The organism is Mycolicibacterium pallens, from assembly GCF_019456675.1.
Classification (GTDB): Bacteria; Actinomycetota; Actinomycetes; order Mycobacteriales; family Mycobacteriaceae; genus Mycobacterium; species Mycobacterium crocinum.
In genome coordinates this window covers 2355153-2371417 of sequence record NZ_CP080333.1, presented here as the reverse complement: position 1 = coordinate 2371417, position 16265 = coordinate 2355153, and the positions used below count along the sequence as shown (strand labels likewise).

15 protein-coding genes are annotated in these 16265 nt (G+C 68.7%); 4 read left to right on the top strand and 11 right to left on the bottom strand.

Going from position 1 to position 16265, the window contains the following annotated elements:
- Window positions 1-137 precede the first annotated feature (137 nt).
- Genes hemQ through hemE form a run of 3 tightly spaced genes read right to left on the bottom strand, consistent with a single transcriptional unit; the run spans window position 138 to window position 3266 of the window.
- Window positions 138-842, bottom strand: a complete 705-nt coding sequence (gene hemQ, locus K0O64_RS11690) for a hydrogen peroxide-dependent heme synthase (protein ID WP_071945682.1) — start codon at window positions 840-842, stop codon at window positions 138-140.
- 28 nt (window positions 843-870) lie between these two features.
- Window positions 871-2220, bottom strand: a complete 1350-nt coding sequence (locus K0O64_RS11685) for a protoporphyrinogen oxidase (RefSeq protein ID WP_220046376.1) — start codon at window positions 2218-2220, stop codon at window positions 871-873.
- Window positions 2217-3266: a uroporphyrinogen decarboxylase gene (gene hemE, locus K0O64_RS11680; protein ID WP_096312804.1), complete on the bottom strand. Its 1050-nt coding sequence runs from the start codon at window positions 3264-3266 to the stop codon at window positions 2217-2219. The genes K0O64_RS11685 and hemE overlap by 4 nt, the downstream gene beginning before the upstream one ends.
- Window positions 3267-3418: 152 nt before the next feature.
- Between hemE and K0O64_RS11675 the strand changes: the two genes are divergently transcribed.
- Window positions 3419-3955 carry a DUF3000 domain-containing protein gene (locus K0O64_RS11675; protein ID WP_230986038.1) on the top strand — a complete coding sequence of 179 codons (537 nt, stop codon included), beginning with the start codon at window positions 3419-3421 and terminating at the stop codon, window positions 3953-3955.
- 1 nt (window position 3956) lies between these two features.
- Window positions 3957-5240, top strand: coding sequence for an HRDC domain-containing protein (locus K0O64_RS11670; RefSeq protein ID WP_220046375.1), 1284 nt, complete (start codon window positions 3957-3959; stop codon window positions 5238-5240).
- Between the two features lies 1 nt (window position 5241).
- Here the strand turns inward: K0O64_RS11670 and dxs are convergent, their stop codons facing one another.
- The 5 genes from dxs to K0O64_RS11645 form a co-directional block, all read right to left on the bottom strand.
- On the bottom strand, window positions 5242-7158 hold the full coding sequence (gene dxs, locus K0O64_RS11665) for a 1-deoxy-D-xylulose-5-phosphate synthase (protein WP_220046374.1): 1917 nt from the start codon (window positions 7156-7158) through the stop codon (window positions 5242-5244).
- 28 nt (window positions 7159-7186) lie between these two features.
- A complete protein-coding gene (gene nhaA / locus K0O64_RS11660; RefSeq protein WP_096311194.1) occupies window positions 7187-8509 on the bottom strand; it encodes a Na+/H+ antiporter NhaA in 1323 nt (440 codons plus the stop codon).
- 71 nt (window positions 8510-8580) lie between these two features.
- Entirely contained in the window at window positions 8581-9087 is a 507-nt protein-coding gene (locus K0O64_RS11655; protein WP_220046373.1) for an MSMEG_6728 family protein, read from the bottom strand.
- Between the two features lie 18 nt (window positions 9088-9105).
- Window positions 9106-10341: a class I SAM-dependent RNA methyltransferase gene (locus K0O64_RS11650; protein ID WP_096311192.1), complete on the bottom strand. Its 1236-nt coding sequence runs from the start codon at window positions 10339-10341 to the stop codon at window positions 9106-9108.
- A complete protein-coding gene (locus tag K0O64_RS11645; protein WP_220046372.1) occupies window positions 10316-12319 on the bottom strand; it encodes an APC family permease in 2004 nt (667 codons plus the stop codon). The genes K0O64_RS11650 and K0O64_RS11645 overlap by 26 nt, the downstream gene beginning before the upstream one ends.
- A 78-nt stretch (window positions 12320-12397) precedes the next feature.
- Between K0O64_RS11645 and K0O64_RS11640 the strand changes: the two genes are divergently transcribed.
- Window positions 12398-13075, top strand: a complete 678-nt coding sequence (locus K0O64_RS11640; protein WP_071945698.1) for a potassium channel family protein — start codon at window positions 12398-12400, stop codon at window positions 13073-13075.
- A gap of 1 nt (window position 13076) precedes the next feature.
- Complete coding sequence (locus K0O64_RS11635) at window positions 13077-13757, top strand: potassium channel family protein (RefSeq protein WP_096311190.1); 681 nt, start codon at window positions 13077-13079, stop codon at window positions 13755-13757.
- Here K0O64_RS11635 and K0O64_RS11630 read toward each other — a convergent pair.
- From K0O64_RS11630 to K0O64_RS11620, 3 genes are read right to left on the bottom strand one after another with little or no spacing between them, the layout of a single operon-like run.
- Window positions 13754-15136 (bottom strand): MFS transporter, encoded by a 1383-nt coding sequence (locus K0O64_RS11630; protein WP_096311189.1) that lies wholly within the window; start codon window positions 15134-15136, stop codon window positions 13754-13756. The two genes, K0O64_RS11635 and K0O64_RS11630, sit on opposite strands and share 4 nt — an antisense overlap.
- Window positions 15137-15142: 6 nt before the next feature.
- Window positions 15143-15862: a DUF3159 domain-containing protein gene (locus tag K0O64_RS11625; protein ID WP_425574757.1), complete on the bottom strand. Its 720-nt coding sequence runs from the start codon at window positions 15860-15862 to the stop codon at window positions 15143-15145.
- Complete coding sequence (locus K0O64_RS11620; RefSeq protein WP_096311188.1) at window positions 15859-16230, bottom strand: OB-fold nucleic acid binding domain-containing protein; 372 nt, start codon at window positions 16228-16230, stop codon at window positions 15859-15861. Before K0O64_RS11620 ends, K0O64_RS11625 begins: the two co-directional genes overlap by 4 nt.
- Window positions 16231-16265 lie beyond the last annotated feature (35 nt).

Genomic DNA, 16265 nt, shown 5'->3' with positions numbered 1-16265 from the left:
ACGACCAAGGCTATGGCCTGCTTCGCCCTCAGCCCTCTCACCCGGGCCCCCGATCGTGTGTCGGCCGTGCAGAACTCACGTTGCCGCAATCGTAGCGAACTCGGAGCTGCCGAACAGGGACTTGGCAGGCGCGTTTGCTACGGGAGCTTGGCGACCAACTCTTCGACACCGATCCGCGGACCGGTGAAGAACGGAGTCTCCTCGCGCACATGCCGACGGGCCTCGGTGGCCCGCAGGTCACGCATCAGGTCGACGATGCGATACAGCTCCGGAGCCTCGAAAGCCAAAATCCACTCGTAGTCGCCGAGTGCGAAGGCCGGCACCGTGTTGGCGCGCACGTCCTTGTAGCTGCGGGCGGCCATACCGTGGTCGGCGAGCATCTTGCGGCGATCATCGTCGGGCAGCAGATACCAGTCCAGCGAACGGACGAACGGGTAGACGCAGACGTAGTTGCCCGGCTCCTCGCCGGCCAGGAAGGCCGGGATGTGACTCTTGTTGAACTCGGCCGGCCGGTGCAGTGCGACGGCGCTCCACACCGGGGTCACGGCCCGGCCCAGCGTGGTGGTGCGGCGAAAGTCGTTGTAGGTCGCCTGCAGGGACTCGATCCGCTCGGCGTGGGTCCAGAACATGAAGTCGGCGTCGGCGCGCAGACCCGCGACGTCGTAGATGCCGCGCACGACGACGCCGTTGTCCTCCTGCTGTTTGAGGAAGGTCGCGGTCTCGTCGGCGATCGCGGCGCGGGACTCTTCGTCAAAGCCCAATTCGCCCGGCTCCGCCGCGAAGGTCGAGAACATCACGTAGCGGATCGTGGCGTTGAGCTCGTCGAAGTCCAGTTTGGCCATGGCACCATCGTGCCACGCGCCCCTGCCGCTATCGGCGGATGGTGGCAGCCGCCACAGCTTCGGCGGCCCGGCCCGCCACCCCCACACAGGCGGGCACGCCGATGCCGTCCAGATAGTTGCCCGCGATCGCCAGCGTGGGCGGCAGCCCGGCCCTCAGCTCGGCGGCCAGCTCGCGGTGCCCGGGGGCGTACTGCGGCATCGCGTCCAACCAGCGGTGCACCCGGACATCGACCGGGTCCACCGCGATGCCGAACACGGTCAACACATCGGCCAGCGCCCAGGACTGCAGATCGGTGTCGGAGGTCGTTCGGGCAATCTCGTCACCGAACCGCCCGAACGACAGCCGCAGCAATTCGGCGTTGCCGCGCGTCCCCCACTTGCGGCTGGACAGCGTTATCGCCTTGGTGTGCAACGGTTCTCCGCTGGCGACCAGCACACCGGACTGCGCGGGCAGCGGCGTACCGCCGGGGACGGCCAGTGCCAGCACCGCGGCCGAGGCGACCGGAATCCGGGCGGCCGCCGCCGCGGCGTTGGGCGCGACGTCGGCGACCAGCGGCGCCAGCCGCGGGGCCGGCACCGCCACGATCACCCCGTCGGCACGCCAATGCTGGCCCTCGTCATCGCGTAGATTCCAGCCCGTCCCGTCGGGGGCGATGTGCTGGATCGAGGTCGGTACCCAACGCAGCCGGCTGCGGGTCACCAACGTGTCCAGCAGCACCTGGTAGCCGCCGTCGATTGCACCGAACACCGGACCTTGCGTACTGCCCGGCAGCGCGCGCCGCCCGGCGTCGGTCAGGCTCGTGGCCCCCGCGTCGAGGGCGGCGGCCAGCGTCGGCACCGCGGAGCGGATGCCGATGGTGGCCGCCGAACCGGCATACACGCCGGACAGCATCGGGTCCACCGAGCGGGCGACGACCTGCTCGCCGAACCGGTCGGCGACCACCGCGCCGACCGCCGGATCCGCGCCGGCCTGCCAGTGCAGCGGCCGGCTGGGTTCGGCGGCCATCTGCGCGATCGTCGCGTCGTCGACCAGGCCGGTCACCGAGGCCGCGGAGGTCGGGATGCCGTTGACGGTGTCGGGCGGCAGCGGATGCAGGCGCCCCTGGCTGTAGATGGTCGGGCGGACGCCGGTGGTGCTGATCTGACGGCCGGCCAGGCCCAGCTCACTCAGGAGCGCGGGCACCTCGGGGCGGCGCACCACGAACGCCTCGGCGCCGATATCCATCGGCTGGCCCGCGATCCGTTCGGTGCGCAGAATGCCGCCGAGGCGGTCGGCCGGGTCGAACACCGTGATCTCGGCGTCCGGGCCAGCCAGCACGCGCAGTCGATAGGCCGCGACCAAGCCCGAAATGCCGCCCCCGACAACGCAATACCTCACAACGAATGCACCAGATGCACCAAGTCCGTCAGCAGCCCCGGGTCGGTCGCCGGCAGGACGCCGTGCCCCAGATTGAAGATGTGCCCAGCCGCACCGGCGTCGACCGCCAGGCGTCCGTCGTCGACCACCGAGCGCGCGGCCTGCTCGACCACCGGCCAGCCGGCCAGCAGCACGACCGGGTCCAGGTTGCCCTGCAACGCCACATTCGGACCGACCCGCAGCGCCGCATCGGCCAGCGAAGTGCGCCAGTCGACGCCCACGACGGTCGCGCCGGCCTCCCCCATGGCGCCCAGGAGCTCGGCGGTGCCCACCCCGAAATGCGTCATCGGCACCCGGTAGTCGGCCAGCGCGGCGAAGACGCGGGAGCTGTGCGGCAGCACATGGGTGCGGTAATCGGCCAGCGACAGCGTGCCCGCCCACGAATCGAACACCTGGATGGCGTCCACACCGGCGTCGAGCTGCACTTTCAGGAAGGCGATCGTCAGATCGGTCAGCAAGCCCATCAGCGCATGCCAGGTCGACGGGTCGGCGAACATCATCGCCTTGGTCCGCTCGTGCAGCTTGCTGGGGCCACCCTCGACCAGGTAGGACGCCAGCGTGAACGGGGCGCCGGCGAAACCGATCAGCGGTACCTCGCCGAGCTCGTCCACCAGCGTTGCCACCGCGTCGGAGACCGCGCTGACCCGCTGTAGCTCAAGACCTTTCAGAGCCGCCACATCGGCCGCGGTTCGCACCGGGTTGTCGATGACCGGGCCGACATCGGGCACGATGTCGAGTTCGATGCCCGCCGCGCGCATCGGCACCACGATGTCGGAGAACAAGATCGCCGCGTCCACCCCGTGCCTGCGCACCGGCTGCAGGGTGATCTCACTGATCAGGGCCGGGTCGAAGCAGGCCTGCATCATGGTGTTCTTGGCACGCAGTTCCCGGTACTCCGGTAACGATCGGCCGGCCTGGCGCATGAACCACACCGGGATGCGGCTGGGTTTGCGGCCAGTGGCGGCGGCCAGGTAGGGCGCCTCGGGCAGCTGGCGACGGGTACTCATCGCGTCCATGTTCCCACGAGCCCGCGCGCCCAGCCCACGAGCCCTGATGGCACCAAATCGGCGCGCCTGCCCACTCGACCTCGACGATAGGGCTAGCGTCATTTGGCGTGACCACTGCGGAACCCGCGCTTTTCCGCGAGGCGGTGGCGGCGATGAACACCGCCCAGGTACGGGCGGAGATCGAACTCGGTCCCATCCGTCCACCCCAACGTCTCGCGCCGTACAGCTATGCGCTGGGCGCCGAGGTCAAGCACCCCGACTCCGACATCGTCCCGGAGACCTCCGACGGCGATGCCTTCGGCCGGTTGATCCTGCTGCACGATCCCGACGGCTCGGAAGCCTGGGACGGCACCATGCGCCTGGTCGCCTACATCCAGGCCGATCTCGATTCCAGTGAGGCCGTCGACCCGCTGCTTCCCGAGGTCGCCTGGAGCTGGCTGGTCGACGCGCTCGACAGCCGCTCCGAGCACGTCACCGCCCTCGGCGGAACCGTTACGGCCACCACCTCGGTGCGCTACGGCGACATCTCCGGCCCCCCACGCGCGCATCAGCTCGAGATGCGTGCGTCGTGGACGGCCACCACCATGGCGCTCGACACTCATGTCCAGGCGTTCTGTGAGGTCCTCGAACACGCTGCGGGCCTGCCGCCCGTGGGAGTGACGGACCTGGGTTCTCGCTCACGCGCCTGACATGTCCGAACACGATGATGACGCCGCGGACGCGGCGCCCGATGCCGCAGCCGACGAAGCCGCCGAGGCGACTCCCCTGCTCTGCCCGTCCGGGGGCGTGCCACCGGTGTCGGTCAGCGTCGACGAGATCGCCCGCGCCGCCGACCAACTCGCGAAGGGCAGCGGACCGTTCGCCGTCGACGCCGAACGCGCGTCGGGGTTCCGTTACTCTAACCGCGCCTACCTGATCCAGATCCGGCGCACCGGCGCGGGCACCGTACTGATCGACCCGGTCAACCACGGCAGCAGCCCGATCGACGTGCTGCGGCCGGTGGCCGAGGTGCTGGCCGAAGACGAGTGGATCCTGCACGCCGCCGATCATGACCTGCCGTGTCTGGCCGAGGTGGGGATGCGGCCGCCGGCGCTCTACGACACCGAATTGGCCGGCCGCCTCGCCGGTTTCGAGCGGGTGAACCTGGCGGCGATGGTGCAGCGCCTACTCGGGCTCGGCCTCGCCAAGGGTCACGGCGCGGCGGACTGGTCCAAACGCCCGCTGCCCGACGCCTGGCTGAACTACGCCGCACTCGACGTCGAGGTGCTGGTGGAGCTGCGCGAGGCGATCGCCGGCGAGCTGGCCGGACAGAACAAATCAGATTGGGCCGCAGAGGAATTCGAATATCTCCGGTCCGCCGAGCCGACGGTGACCCGCCGCGACCGGTGGCGGCGGACGTCAGGCATCCACAAGGTTCGCAACCGCCAGGCGCTGGCCGCGGTGCGCGAACTGTGGACCGTGCGCGATCAGATCGCGCGGCGGCGGGACATCGCCCCGGGACGGATCCTGCCGGATTCGGCGATCATCGCCGCAGCCGTGGCCGACCCGAAGACCGTCGAGGAGCTGACCAAGCTGCCGATCTTCGGCGGGCACAAACAGCGCCGCAGCGCCCACGTCTGGCTGGCCGCTCTTGAGGCGGCCCGCACCAACCCCGACCCGCCCGACAGCGCCGAACCGCAGAACGGTCCGCCGCCCGCGGTGCGCTGGGCCAAACGCAAACCCGAGGCCGCCGCACGCCTGGACGCCGCGCGTGCGCGCCTGTCCGAGCTCTCCGAGCGGGTACACGTGCCCACCGAGAACCTGGTCTCCCCCGAGCTCATTCGCAGGCTGTGCTGGGACTGGCAGGAAACCAACGACGTCCGCGGAGCGGTCGAGACGTTCCTGCGCGACGGCGGCGCAAGGACATGGCAGCGAGCACTGGTCGTGCCAGTACTCACCGAAGCGCTGAGTTCACCTGCCGCCGAAGCGGATTGACTCAGTTCGTCTTCTCGGCGGAGTCGCTGACGGTGTCCTCGAGCGTGCCGAGTGCGGCCACCCACCCGGTGACCTGACGGGCGATGTTCTGCTCGGTCAGGCCGATCTCCTCGAGCACCTCACCACGGCTGGCGTGGTCGAGGAACTGTTGCGGCACACCGAGATCGCGGCACGGCACATCGATGTCGGCGGCACGCAACGCGGCCGACACCGCCGAGCCGACTCCGCCGTGCACACCGTTGTCCTCCATCGTCACCACCAGCTTGTGGGACGTGGCAAGGGGCGCAATCGCGTCGGGCACCGGAAGCACCCAGCGGGGATCGACCACCGTCACCCCGATGCCCTGATTACGCAGTCGCTGTGCGACTTTCAGTGCCATCGGCGCGAACGAGCCTACCGCGACGAGCAGGACATCGTTGCTCAGGCCCTCGTCCGGCCGCGCCAGGATGTCGAGACCGGACACCCGCTCGAGCGCCGGAATATCCTCGCCCACTTCACCTTTCGGGAAGCGGATCGCGGTCGGACCGTCGTTGACCTCGAGCGCTTCGCCGAGTTCCTCCCGCAGCCGCGCGCCGTCGCGCGGCGCGGCCACCCGCATCCCCGGAACGATTCCCAGGATCGACAGGTCCCACATGCCGTTGTGGCTGGCGCCGTCGTTACCGGTGATGCCGGCACGGTCGAGGACCATGGTGACCGGCAGTTTGTGCAGGGCGACGTCCATCATCATCTGATCGAACGCTCGGTTGAGGAACGTCGAGTAGATCGCCACCACCGGGTGCAGGCCGCCCATCGCCAGCCCCGCCGCCGAGGTCATCGCATGCTGCTCGGCGATGCCGACGTCGAACAGCCGGTCCGGGAAGCGTTCGCCGAACGCCGACAACCCGGTCGGGCCGGGCATCGCCGCGGTGATCGCGACGATGTCGCGCCGCTTGGTGGCGTAGGAGATCAGCGCGTCGGAGAACACCGACGTCCAGCCGGGGGCGGCCGACTTGGTGGCCAGCCCGGTGTCGGGGTCGATCACGCCGCACGAGTGCATCTGCTCGGCTTCGTCGTTCTCGGCCGGCGCATAACCCATGCCCTTGCGGGTCACCACGTGCACGATCACCGGCGCCTTGAAGCCACGCGCGTACCGCAGCGCGGTCTCCACGGCGTGCTCGTCGTGGCCGTCGATCGGGCCGACGTACTTCAGGCCGAGGTCGGTGAACAGCACCTGCGGGGACAGCGCGTCCTTGATGCCGGCCTTCACGCTGTGCATGGCCTGATAGCAGGCTTCGCCGATGACCGGCATACCGCGCACGGCGACCCGGGTGCGCTCCAGCACCCGCTCATAGCCCGGCTGCAACCGCAGTCCGGCGAGATGGTCGGCCAGGCCGCCGATGGTCGGCGCGTAGGAGCGGCCGTTGTCGTTGACGACGATGATCACCGGCCGCTTGGCGGCGGCGATATTGTTCAGCGCTTCCCAGCACATACCGCCGGTGAGTGCGCCGTCACCGACCACGGCCACCACGTGGCGGTTGCGGTGGCCGGTCAGCTCGAAGGCCTTGGCCAGCCCGTCGGCGTAGGACAGGGCCGCCGACGCGTGGCTGGATTCGACCCAGTCGTGCTCACTCTCGGCCCGCGCCGGATAACCCGACAGGCCGTCCTTCTTGCGCAACGAGTCGAACTCGGCGGCGCGGCCGGTGAGCATCTTGTGGACGTAGGCCTGGTGGCCGGTGTCGAAAAGGATAGGGTCGTGCGGAGAGTCGAAGACCCGGTGCAGGGCCAGCGTCAGCTCGACCACACCGAGATTGGGCCCGAGGTGGCCGCCCGTGGCAGCGACCTTGTGGATCAGGAACTGGCGAATCTCGGCAGCCAGCTCGGTCAGCTGCGCCTGGGACAGGTGTTGCAAGTCGGCAGGGCCGCGAACCTGTTCAAGCATTCGGCCAGTCTACGCACCGTCGTAGTGATCAGTCCTGTCCAGACGCGTAGACGTCGGGCACACCGTCGTGGTTGTCGTCGCGGTTCTCCAGCTCCCAGACCAGGCGGTAGTGGCGGTTGCGCAGGCGCAGCACAACCGCCGCGAGGATCGCGGCCAGCAAACTTCCCGCGAGCACCGCGACCTTGACGACATCGTGGCGTTCGGAGCCCGGATCGTAGGCCAATTCGCCGATCAGCAGGGATACCGTGAAGCCGATCCCGGCGAGCATGGACATGCCCAACACGTCGACCCAGCGCAAAGCCGAATCGAGACTGGCGCGGGTCACCGCGGACAGTAGCCAGGTGGTGCCGAACACCCCGACCGTCTTGCCGACCACCAGGGCCGCGACGATGCCCATCGCGATCGGATCGGACAGAGCTGTTATCAAACCGTCATAGCCGCCGAACGTCACACCGGCGGCGAAGAACGCGAACACCGGCACCGCGAAACCCGCCGACACGGGGCGTATCCGGTGCTCGAAGTGCTCGGCCAGCCCCGGTCCGGCGTCCGGACCGCCGGCCGCCGCGCTGCGCAGCACGGGCACCGTGAAACCGAGCAGAACACCCGCGACCGTGGCATGGACGCCGGATTCGTGCACGAAGGCCCAGGTGAGCGCCGCCAGCGGAAGCAACAGCCACCAGGACCGAATTCGCCGCTGCACGAGGACCGCGAACAGCGCCAGCGGAATCAGCGCGACCAGCAGCGCGGTGACGTTGATCCTGTCGGTGTAGAACACCGCGATCACGGTGATCGCCAGCAGATCGTCGACGACGGCCAGCGTGAGCAGGAATGTCCGCAGTGCCCCCGGCAGATGGGTGGAGAGCACCGCGAGTACCGCCACCGCGAACGCGATGTCGGTGGCCGTCGGAATCGCCCAACCCCGGGTGGCGCCGTCGCCCACGTGGAATGTGAATGCGACGAAGATCACCGCGGGCAGCACCATGCCGCCCACCGCCGCCGCGATCGGCAGCGCGGCGCGACCGGGATCGCGGAGATCGCCGGCGACGAACTCCCGCTTCAGTTCGAGGCCGACGACGAAGAAGAAGATCGCCAACAGTCCGTCGGCCGCCCAACCGCCCAGTGTCAGGTCGAGGTGCAGCCCGATCCGGTCGGTGCCGACATGGAGGTCGCCGAGCCGGTGGTAAGCGGCAGACCACGGGGAATTGGCCCAGATCAGGGCGATCGCGGCGGCCGCCAGCAGCAGCGCCCCGCCGACGGTCTCCCTGCGCAGAATCGTGCTGATGCGCGAGGTTTCCGACCACGAGCCCCGCGAGAACAACGCCCGGGGCAGCAACGGCTTGCGGTCGGCCACGATTGCCCTCCACTGTCGACGAACACGAAAAAGACCGCCGACCAGACTTCCCGGCACACCGGGGAGCCACTCTAGCGGCCGGTGACCGATCGCACCGCGTCCAGCGGCACCCGGCGCTCACGGTCAGACGCCGGCCAGACGTACGGCAGATCGTCGGGCACCCCCGGGAAGTGTGGGCCGTAGTGCAGTGGGTCCTTACGCAGCAGCGCCGACTGATGGCTGCGGTGGAAGTCCTGGTCGCCCAGCCACGGTGGCAACTCCCCTGCCGCGGCGAGTTCAGCCTGCGGGCGCGGCGAACTCAGGCCGGTGTTCTGCGTCAGGTCCACCACGAGCGTCGCGGCACAGGTGTCGCCCCGGCCCGTCGCACACCACACCGCGCAGACGTCGAGACCGTAGGTCACCAGTGCCTCTTCGTATCCCGCCCACATCGCGGCGGCAGGGTGATGCCGCCAGCCGTAGCCGGGCACGGTCAGCGCGCGAAGCACCTGGATGGCTTCGACGCGCTGCTTGCCGAGCCGTTTCGGATCGAGCACCCGCGCCGACGATCCGAAATCGGCGTACGGCAGAAACGTCTGCATCACGCAGGCATACCCGCGCTAGCGCGTCAGTACCGCCACACACTCGACGTGATGGGTGAGCGGGAACGAATCGAACACCCGCAGCTCCTCGACCGTGTAGCCCTGCTTACGGTAGAGCCCGACGTCGCGTGCGAATGACGCTGCCTCACAACCGATGTGGATCACCCGTGGCACCTCGGCGTCCGCCAGCTGGTCGATGATCTCGCGGCCGGCGCCCGATCTCGGCGGGTCCAGGACGGCGACATCGGCACGGCGTCGCTGTGTACTCAGTGCCCGGCGCACCGAGTCGGTCACCACCGAGACGGTGGCGAGGTCGGCCAGTGCCGCGTGCGCCGCCCGTGACGAGCCGCGTGAGGTGTCGACGGTGATCACCTCACCGGTGTCCCCGACACCGTCGGCGAGCACCGCGGCGAAAACGCCCGCGCCGCCGTACAGATCCCACGCGGTCATCCCGCGCTCCAGGCGCGCCCACTGCCCGATCAGTCCGCTGTAGATACGCGCCGCGTCGCGGTGCGCCTGCCAGAACGCCGTGACCGGTATCTGCCACTCTCGGGCGCCGACGCGTTGCACCGCTTCGTAATTGCCTTCCACGACTCGGGTCGAGGGCTTGCTCTTGCGGCCCGACCGCGGGCCGGACTGCACGACGTGCCGGTCGCCGTCGTCGTCGATGGCCACGTGTACGTGCGCACCGGCCGACCACGTCATGTCCGCGAGGCCGTCGAGCATGCCGGCAGGTAGTTGGGCGCAGTCGAGATCGGTGACGAGTTCCGAACTGTGGTAGCGGTGGAACCCCACGCGGCCTTCTCTGGTGGTGTCCAGCCGCACCCGGGTGCGCCAGCCGTGGGCCGCGCCGTCACCGAGCGGTTCGGCCACTCCATCCCAGGCGAAATCTCCGAGCCGGGCCAGCTGATTGGACACGACCTGACCCTTGAGCACCCTGGCCGCCTCGGGGGCGGCGAAGGCCAGATCGCAGCAACCGGCCCCGTCGACACCGGCGATTGGGCACAGCGACTCCACCCGGTCCTCGGACGGCTCGAGGATCTCGATTACCTCTGCGTGCCAATAGGATCCGCGGTCACCGGTCACCCGTGCCCGCACCACCTCACCGGGCAGGGCATAGCGGACGAAGACCACCCGGCCGTCGTGCCGTGCCACACAGCTACCCCCGTTGGCGGCCGCGCCGGTGTGCAGTTCCAGCTCGACCGTGTCCCCCTGGCCCACTATCGCGTCACTCCAAGAAGCCCCGTCGCACATCACCCGGTGCGTTCTGCGCCTGCAGCTCGTGTACTCGCTCCGACGAATTCAGTTGCCACGGAACCGAAGTCACCATCACATTCGGCATGAACAACAGCCGACCCTTGAGTCGCAACGCGCTCTGGTTGTGCAGCACCTGTTCCCACCAATGGCCCACCACGTATTCGGGGATGAACACGGTCACCACCGTGCGCGGGGCTTCCTTGCTGATCCGCTTGACGTAGTCCAGTACCGGACGGGTGACCTCACGGTACGGGGAGGCAACAACTTTCAGCGGGACGGTGATATCGCTGTCTTCCCACTTGTGCACCAGCTGGCGGGTCTCGGAGTCGTCGACATTGACGGTGATGGCCTCCAGCACATCGGGCCGGGTGGCCCTGGCATAGGACAGTGCGCGCAACGTCGGCATATGCAGTTTGGAGACGAGCACGACGGCATGGTTGCGGCTGGGCAGGACCACATCGCCCTGCTCGGCCTCCTGCTCGGCCAGCTCACGAGCCACGGTGTCGTAGTGCTTGTGGATCGCCTTCATCAAGATGAAGAGGCTGGACATGGCCAGGATGGCGATCCACGCACCGGCGACGAACTTGGTGACCAGAACGACGATCAGCACGGCACCGGTCGCAATGAAGCCGATCGTGTTGATCACCCGCGACCGCATCATGTGGCGGCGGGTGCGCGGATCGGTCTCGGTACGCAGGTGTCGCGTCCAGTGCCGGACCATGCCGATCTGGCTGAGGGTGAACGACACGAACACGCCGACGATGTAGAGCTGGATCAGCGCGGTGACTTCGGCGTTGAACGCGAGGACGAACGCGATCGCGGCCATCGCCAGGAAAAGAATGCCGTTGGAGAACGCCAGCCGGTCACCGCGGGTGTGCAGCTGGCGGGGCAGGTAGCGGTCCTGAGCCAGGATCGACCCCAGCACCGGGAAGCCGTTGAACGCGGTGTTGGCCGCCAACACCAGGATCAGCGCCGTGACACCGGTGATCAGCCACAGACCCAGCGGGAAGCCGGCGAATACGGTCTCGGCCAGCTGGGCCACCATCGTCTTCTGGTGGTAGTCGGCGGGTGCGCCGCCAAGCTGCTCGGCCGGCCGTTCGGCGATCTTCACGCCGATCTTGGTGGCGAGCACGATGATGCCCATCAGCAAGGCGACCGCAATCGTGCCCAGCAGCAGCAGCGTGGTTGCGGCGTTCTTCGACTTGGGTTTACGGAACGCGGGCACGCCATTGCTGATCGCCTCGACACCGGTCAGCGCCGCACAGCCCGACGAGAATGCGCGTGCGACAAGGAACACCAGCGCGAAGCCCATGACATCGCCGTGTTCGGAGTGCATGGAGAACTTGGCCGACTCGGCCTGCAGGTGGTCACCGAGTACGTAGATCTGGAAGAAGCCCCAGATCAACATGATGAACATGCCGATGATGAAGGCGTAGGTCGGGATCGCGAACGCGGTGCCCGACTCGCGAATGCCGCGGAGGTTGGCTGCGGTCAACAGCACGATCGCCGCCACGGCGAACCACACCTTGTGCTGGGCGATGAACGGGAACGCCGAGCCGATGTTCGACATCGCCGAGGCCATCGACACCGCGACGGTGAGCACGTAGTCGACCAGCAGGGCGCTGGCCACCGTCAGGCCCGCTGTCGGCCCCAGGTTCGTGGTCACCACCTCGTAGTCACCGCCGCCGGAGGGATAGGCGTGCACGTTCTGCCGGTACGAGGCCACCACCACCAGCATGACCAGCGCCACCGCCACCCCGATCCACGGCGCCATCGCGTAGGCGGACAGGCCCGCCACCGACAGCACCAGGAAGACTTCCTCCGGCGCGTAGGCCACCGACGACATGGCGTCAGAGGCGAAGACGGGCAAGGCGATGCGCTTGGGCAGCAACGTGTGGCTCAGCTTGTCGCTGCGGAACGGCTGCCCCAGGACCAGCCGACGTGCGGCGGTCGAAAGCTTAGACACGAGTGCCAAGAGTAGGCGCTAGCCGGTTTGGCTGTAGCGTTCCCCATACGGTCGGGTCGGCGGATGTCGAAGTCGAGAGGACACCAGGTGCGGGTAGTGGTGATGGGGTGCGGCCGCGTCGGCGCGGCGCTGGCTGACGCTCTGTCGCGGATCGGCCACGAAGTGGCGATCATCGACCGGGATCCCACGGCGTTCCACCGGCTGTCGCCGGACTTCTCCGGCGAGCGGGTGCTGGGCATGGGATTCGACCGAGAAGTGTTGCTGCGCTCCGGAATTCAGGACGCCGACGCGTTCGCCGCGGTGTCCTCGGGCGACAACTCCAACATCATCTCCGCGCGGGTGGCGCGCGAAACGTTCGGTGTGCAGCGCGTCGTCGCGCGCATCTATGACGCCAAGCGCGCCGCGGTCTACGAGCGACTGGGTATCCCGACGGTGGCCACCGTGCCCTGGACCACCGACCGGCTGCTGGGCGCGCTGGTGCGCGACACCGAGACGACGAAGTGGCGCGACCCCACCGGCACGATGGCCGTCGCCGAGGTGGCGCTCCACGAAGGCTGGGTGGGCCACCGGCTGACGTCCTTGGAGGAGGCGACCGGTTCCCGGGTGGCCTTCGTGATCCGGTTCGGCACCGGGATCCTGCCCGAACCCAAGACCGTCCTGCAGGCCGGTGACCAGGTCTACATCGCGGCGGTGTCCGGGCGCGCCGCCGAAGCGCTGGCCATCGCGGCGCTACCGCCCGGCCCCGACGTCGAAGAGGGGCACTGACATGGGTGACAAACGACTCAAGGTGGCGATCGCCGGCGCGGGTGCGGTCGGCCGGTCCATCGCCCGCGAGCTCTTGGAGAGCGAGCACGAGGTGACGCTCATCGAGCGCAACGCCGAGCACCTCGACGTCGACGCGATCCCGGCGGCGCACTGGCGCCTCGGTGATGCCTGTGAGATCAGCCTGCTGGAGTCGGTGCACCTGCACGACTTCGACGTCGTCGTCGCCGCCACCGGCGACGATAAGGCCAATGTGGTGCTGTCCCTGCTGGCCAAGACGGAGTTCGCAGTGTCCCGCGTCGTGGCCCGGGTCAACGATCCCCGCAACGAGTGGCTGTTCGACAGCTCGTGGGGCGTCGACGTGGCGGTGTCCACGCCGCGGATGCTGGCCTCGCTGGTGGAAGAGGCCGTCGCCGTCGGCGACCTGGTCCGGCTGATGCAGTTCCGCCAGGGCCATGCCAACCTCGTCGAGATCACCCTGCCCGACGACACCCCGTGGGGTGGCCGGCCGGTACGCAAGCTGATCCTGCCGCGCGACGCCACGCTGGTGACGATCCTGCGCGGTCAGCGGGTGATCGTGCCGGAAGCCGACGAACCGCTCGAAGGCGGCGACGAACTGCTGTTCGTGGCCGCGCCCGAGGTGGAAGAGGAACTGCGCAAGACCGTGCTGTCGTCGTCGACCTAGCGGTCGCGGCAGGCCGCGGTCGCGACCGACTCCGGGGATCGACCGCGATCGTCGCGGATGCCGACCGCCGACACGATGCCGGCGATCACCAGCAGTGCCGCCGAGGTCAGCACGCCGCGGCGAAAACCGTCCAAACTCACTGCGTCCCCGACGATCACAGCGGTGAACGCGATAGCGATCAGTCCCGCCACCCGGGCCACCGCGTTGTTGATCGCCGAGCCGATGCCGCTCTGGGCCGGGTCCACCGCCGCCAGGATCGCGGCCGTCAGCGGTGACACCGTGACCGACAGCCCGATCCCGAACAGCACCAGACCCGGCACGGTTTGCACCCACACGTTGCCGTGGGCCAGCGCCATCCACCCGAAACCCGCCGCCGCGATCACCGGCCCCACCGCCATGAAGCGGCGGGGTCCGTGCCGGCCCGCCAGTTCACCGAAGCGGGCGGCCAGCAGGAACGACAGCACGGGCACCGGCAGTGTTGCGAGACCGGCCTGCGCGGGTGAGAGCCGGCCGACTTCCTGAACGAACAGCGCCACCAGAAGCATCCCGAGCGTGATGCCCGCGTAGAGGAAGACGGTGGCCACGTTGCCGACGGTGAAGTTGCGGGCACTGAACACTGCGGGCGGCAGCATCGGATGGGTCGTGCGCCGCTCCCACCAGCCGAACGCGATCAGACAGGCGGGCCCGGCGATCAGGCCCGCGACGATGAGCGGGTGGTGCCAGCCCAGCCGCTGCTGCTCGATCATCGCGAAGACCATCGCGCTCAGACCCACCGCCGTGAGCACGGCGCCGACAACGTCGATACGCCCGGGCCGCCGGACCGGTTCGTCGCTCAGCCTGCCGGCCAGGACCATCGTCACGGCCAGCGGCACCACGTTGACCGCGAACACCCAGCGCCAGCCGAGGGTTTCGACCAGCAGGCCGCCCAGCAGCGGACCGATCACGAACGCGGTGCCGGTCCACGCCGTCCAGATCCCGATCGCGCGGGATTGCTCTCCTCCGGTGAATTTGGCGTTGATCATCGCCAGCGAGCTGGGCACCAGGAACGCCGCACCGAGCCCCTGCACGCAGCGCCCGATCACCAGCACCACGCCGTTCGGGGCCACCGCGCACACCAGGGACGCGACGCCGAACACGACCAGCCCGGTCCGTAGCACCGTCAGCCGTCCGAACGTGTCGGAGATGGCGCCGGCAACCAGGATCAGGGCACCCAGGGTCAGCAGGTAGCCGTCGACCACCCACTGCTGGATGACCAGACCGCCGCCGAGTTCAGCGCTGATGGCGGGCAACGCGAGGTTGACCACCGAGCCGTCGAGGAAGGCGACGAACGACGCCAGCACGGCGACGGCGACCAGCAGGCGGTCGTCGCGGGCAGTCACCGAAGATCAGTCGCCGGTGGGCGCCGACGGAGTCTCGTGGCTGTGCGCATGCGCGGCGTGGATCGCCCGCTGCGCGGCGCGGATCGCCAGATAGGTCACCAGAGCGGCGACGGCGGTCAGTGGCCAGCCCATCGCGATGCGGGCCACCCCCAGCCAGCCGGTCTGGTCGAGGTCGTAGAGGTGACGCTGCACCACGAAGCGCGCCGCGAAGACCAGCACCCAGGTCAGCGTCGCGATGTCGAAGGCCAGCACGGCGCGCCGGTTGCTGCGCCAGGCGCGGTCCTTGCTTTGCAACCAGCTCCACGCATAGCCCACGATGGGACGGCGGATCAGCACCGAGACTGCGAACACCCCGGCCCAGATCAGTGACGTCCAAATGCCAAGTAGGAAATAGCCTTTCGAGGCGCCCACGATCCAGGCGATCAGCGCGCTGATCCCCACGCCGATGAATCCCGAGATGGCGGGCTGCACGGAATCGCGGCGGTAGAGCCGCCACACCAAAATCAGGGCGGCGACGCCGAGCGCAGCGCTGATGGCGGACACCAGGCCGAACGCGGTGTTCACCGGGACCAGCACCGCAACCGGCAGTGCCGAATAGATCAGCCCGCTGACGCCGCCCATCTGGGCCAGCAGCGCCTGGGCCGCCGTCCGCTCCTCGGGGGTCTCGGCAACGTCGTCGGGGGTCGAGCCGTCGGTGCGATCGCTGTCTTCGACGGGACGGCTCAAGTCTGGATCTCGTAGTGCGGGTTGTAGATGGCCTTGGTGCCGTTCTCCAAAGTGCCCAGCCGGCCACGCACCTTCAGTGCCCGGCCCGATTCGATACCGGCGATGCGGCGCTGTCCCAACCAGACCAGTGTCACGGTGTCGGTGCCATCGAAGAATTCGGCGCGCACACCGCCGGCGCAGCCCTTGGCGTTGGTTTCGACACTGCGCAGGGTGCCCACCATGGTGACCTCTTGGCCTCGCTGGCAATCGATTGCTCGCTGGGCGCCGGAGTGGGCGGCTTCGTCAGTGAGCTCTTCGACGTCGCGCTGCTCAGGGTCCTCCGTCAACCGACGGGTGAGACGTCGGACGAAACTTTCGGCCGTAGCCATGGCCTCTCCTGATACTCCAGCGGATCACAATGCCA

What these genes read in the sequence shown, in the direction of transcription:
- K0O64_RS11650 (WP_096311192.1), bottom strand. Translation starts at nt 10,341, where the DNA reads ATGTGCGACGGGGCTTCTTGGAGTGACGCGATAGTGGGCCAGGGGGAC.
- K0O64_RS11675 (WP_230986038.1), top strand. Translation starts at nt 3,419, where the DNA reads ATGAACACCGCCCAGGTACGGGCGGAGATCGAACTCGGTCCCATCCGT.
- K0O64_RS11670 (WP_220046375.1), top strand. Translation starts at nt 3,957, where the DNA reads ATGTCCGAACACGATGATGACGCCGCGGACGCGGCGCCCGATGCCGCA.
- hemQ (WP_071945682.1), bottom strand. Translation starts at nt 842, where the DNA reads ATGGCCAAACTGGACTTCGACGAGCTCAACGCCACGATCCGCTACGTG.
- K0O64_RS11655 (WP_220046373.1), bottom strand. Translation starts at nt 9,087, where the DNA reads ATGCAGACGTTTCTGCCGTACGCCGATTTCGGATCGTCGGCGCGGGTG.
- K0O64_RS11635 (WP_096311190.1), top strand. Translation starts at nt 13,077, where the DNA reads ATGGGTGACAAACGACTCAAGGTGGCGATCGCCGGCGCGGGTGCGGTC.
- K0O64_RS11620 (WP_096311188.1), bottom strand. Translation starts at nt 16,230, where the DNA reads ATGGCTACGGCCGAAAGTTTCGTCCGACGTCTCACCCGTCGGTTGACG.
- dxs (WP_220046374.1), bottom strand. Translation starts at nt 7,158, where the DNA reads ATGCTTGAACAGGTTCGCGGCCCTGCCGACTTGCAACACCTGTCCCAG.
- hemE (WP_096312804.1), bottom strand. Translation starts at nt 3,266, where the DNA reads ATGAGTACCCGTCGCCAGCTGCCCGAGGCGCCCTACCTGGCCGCCGCC.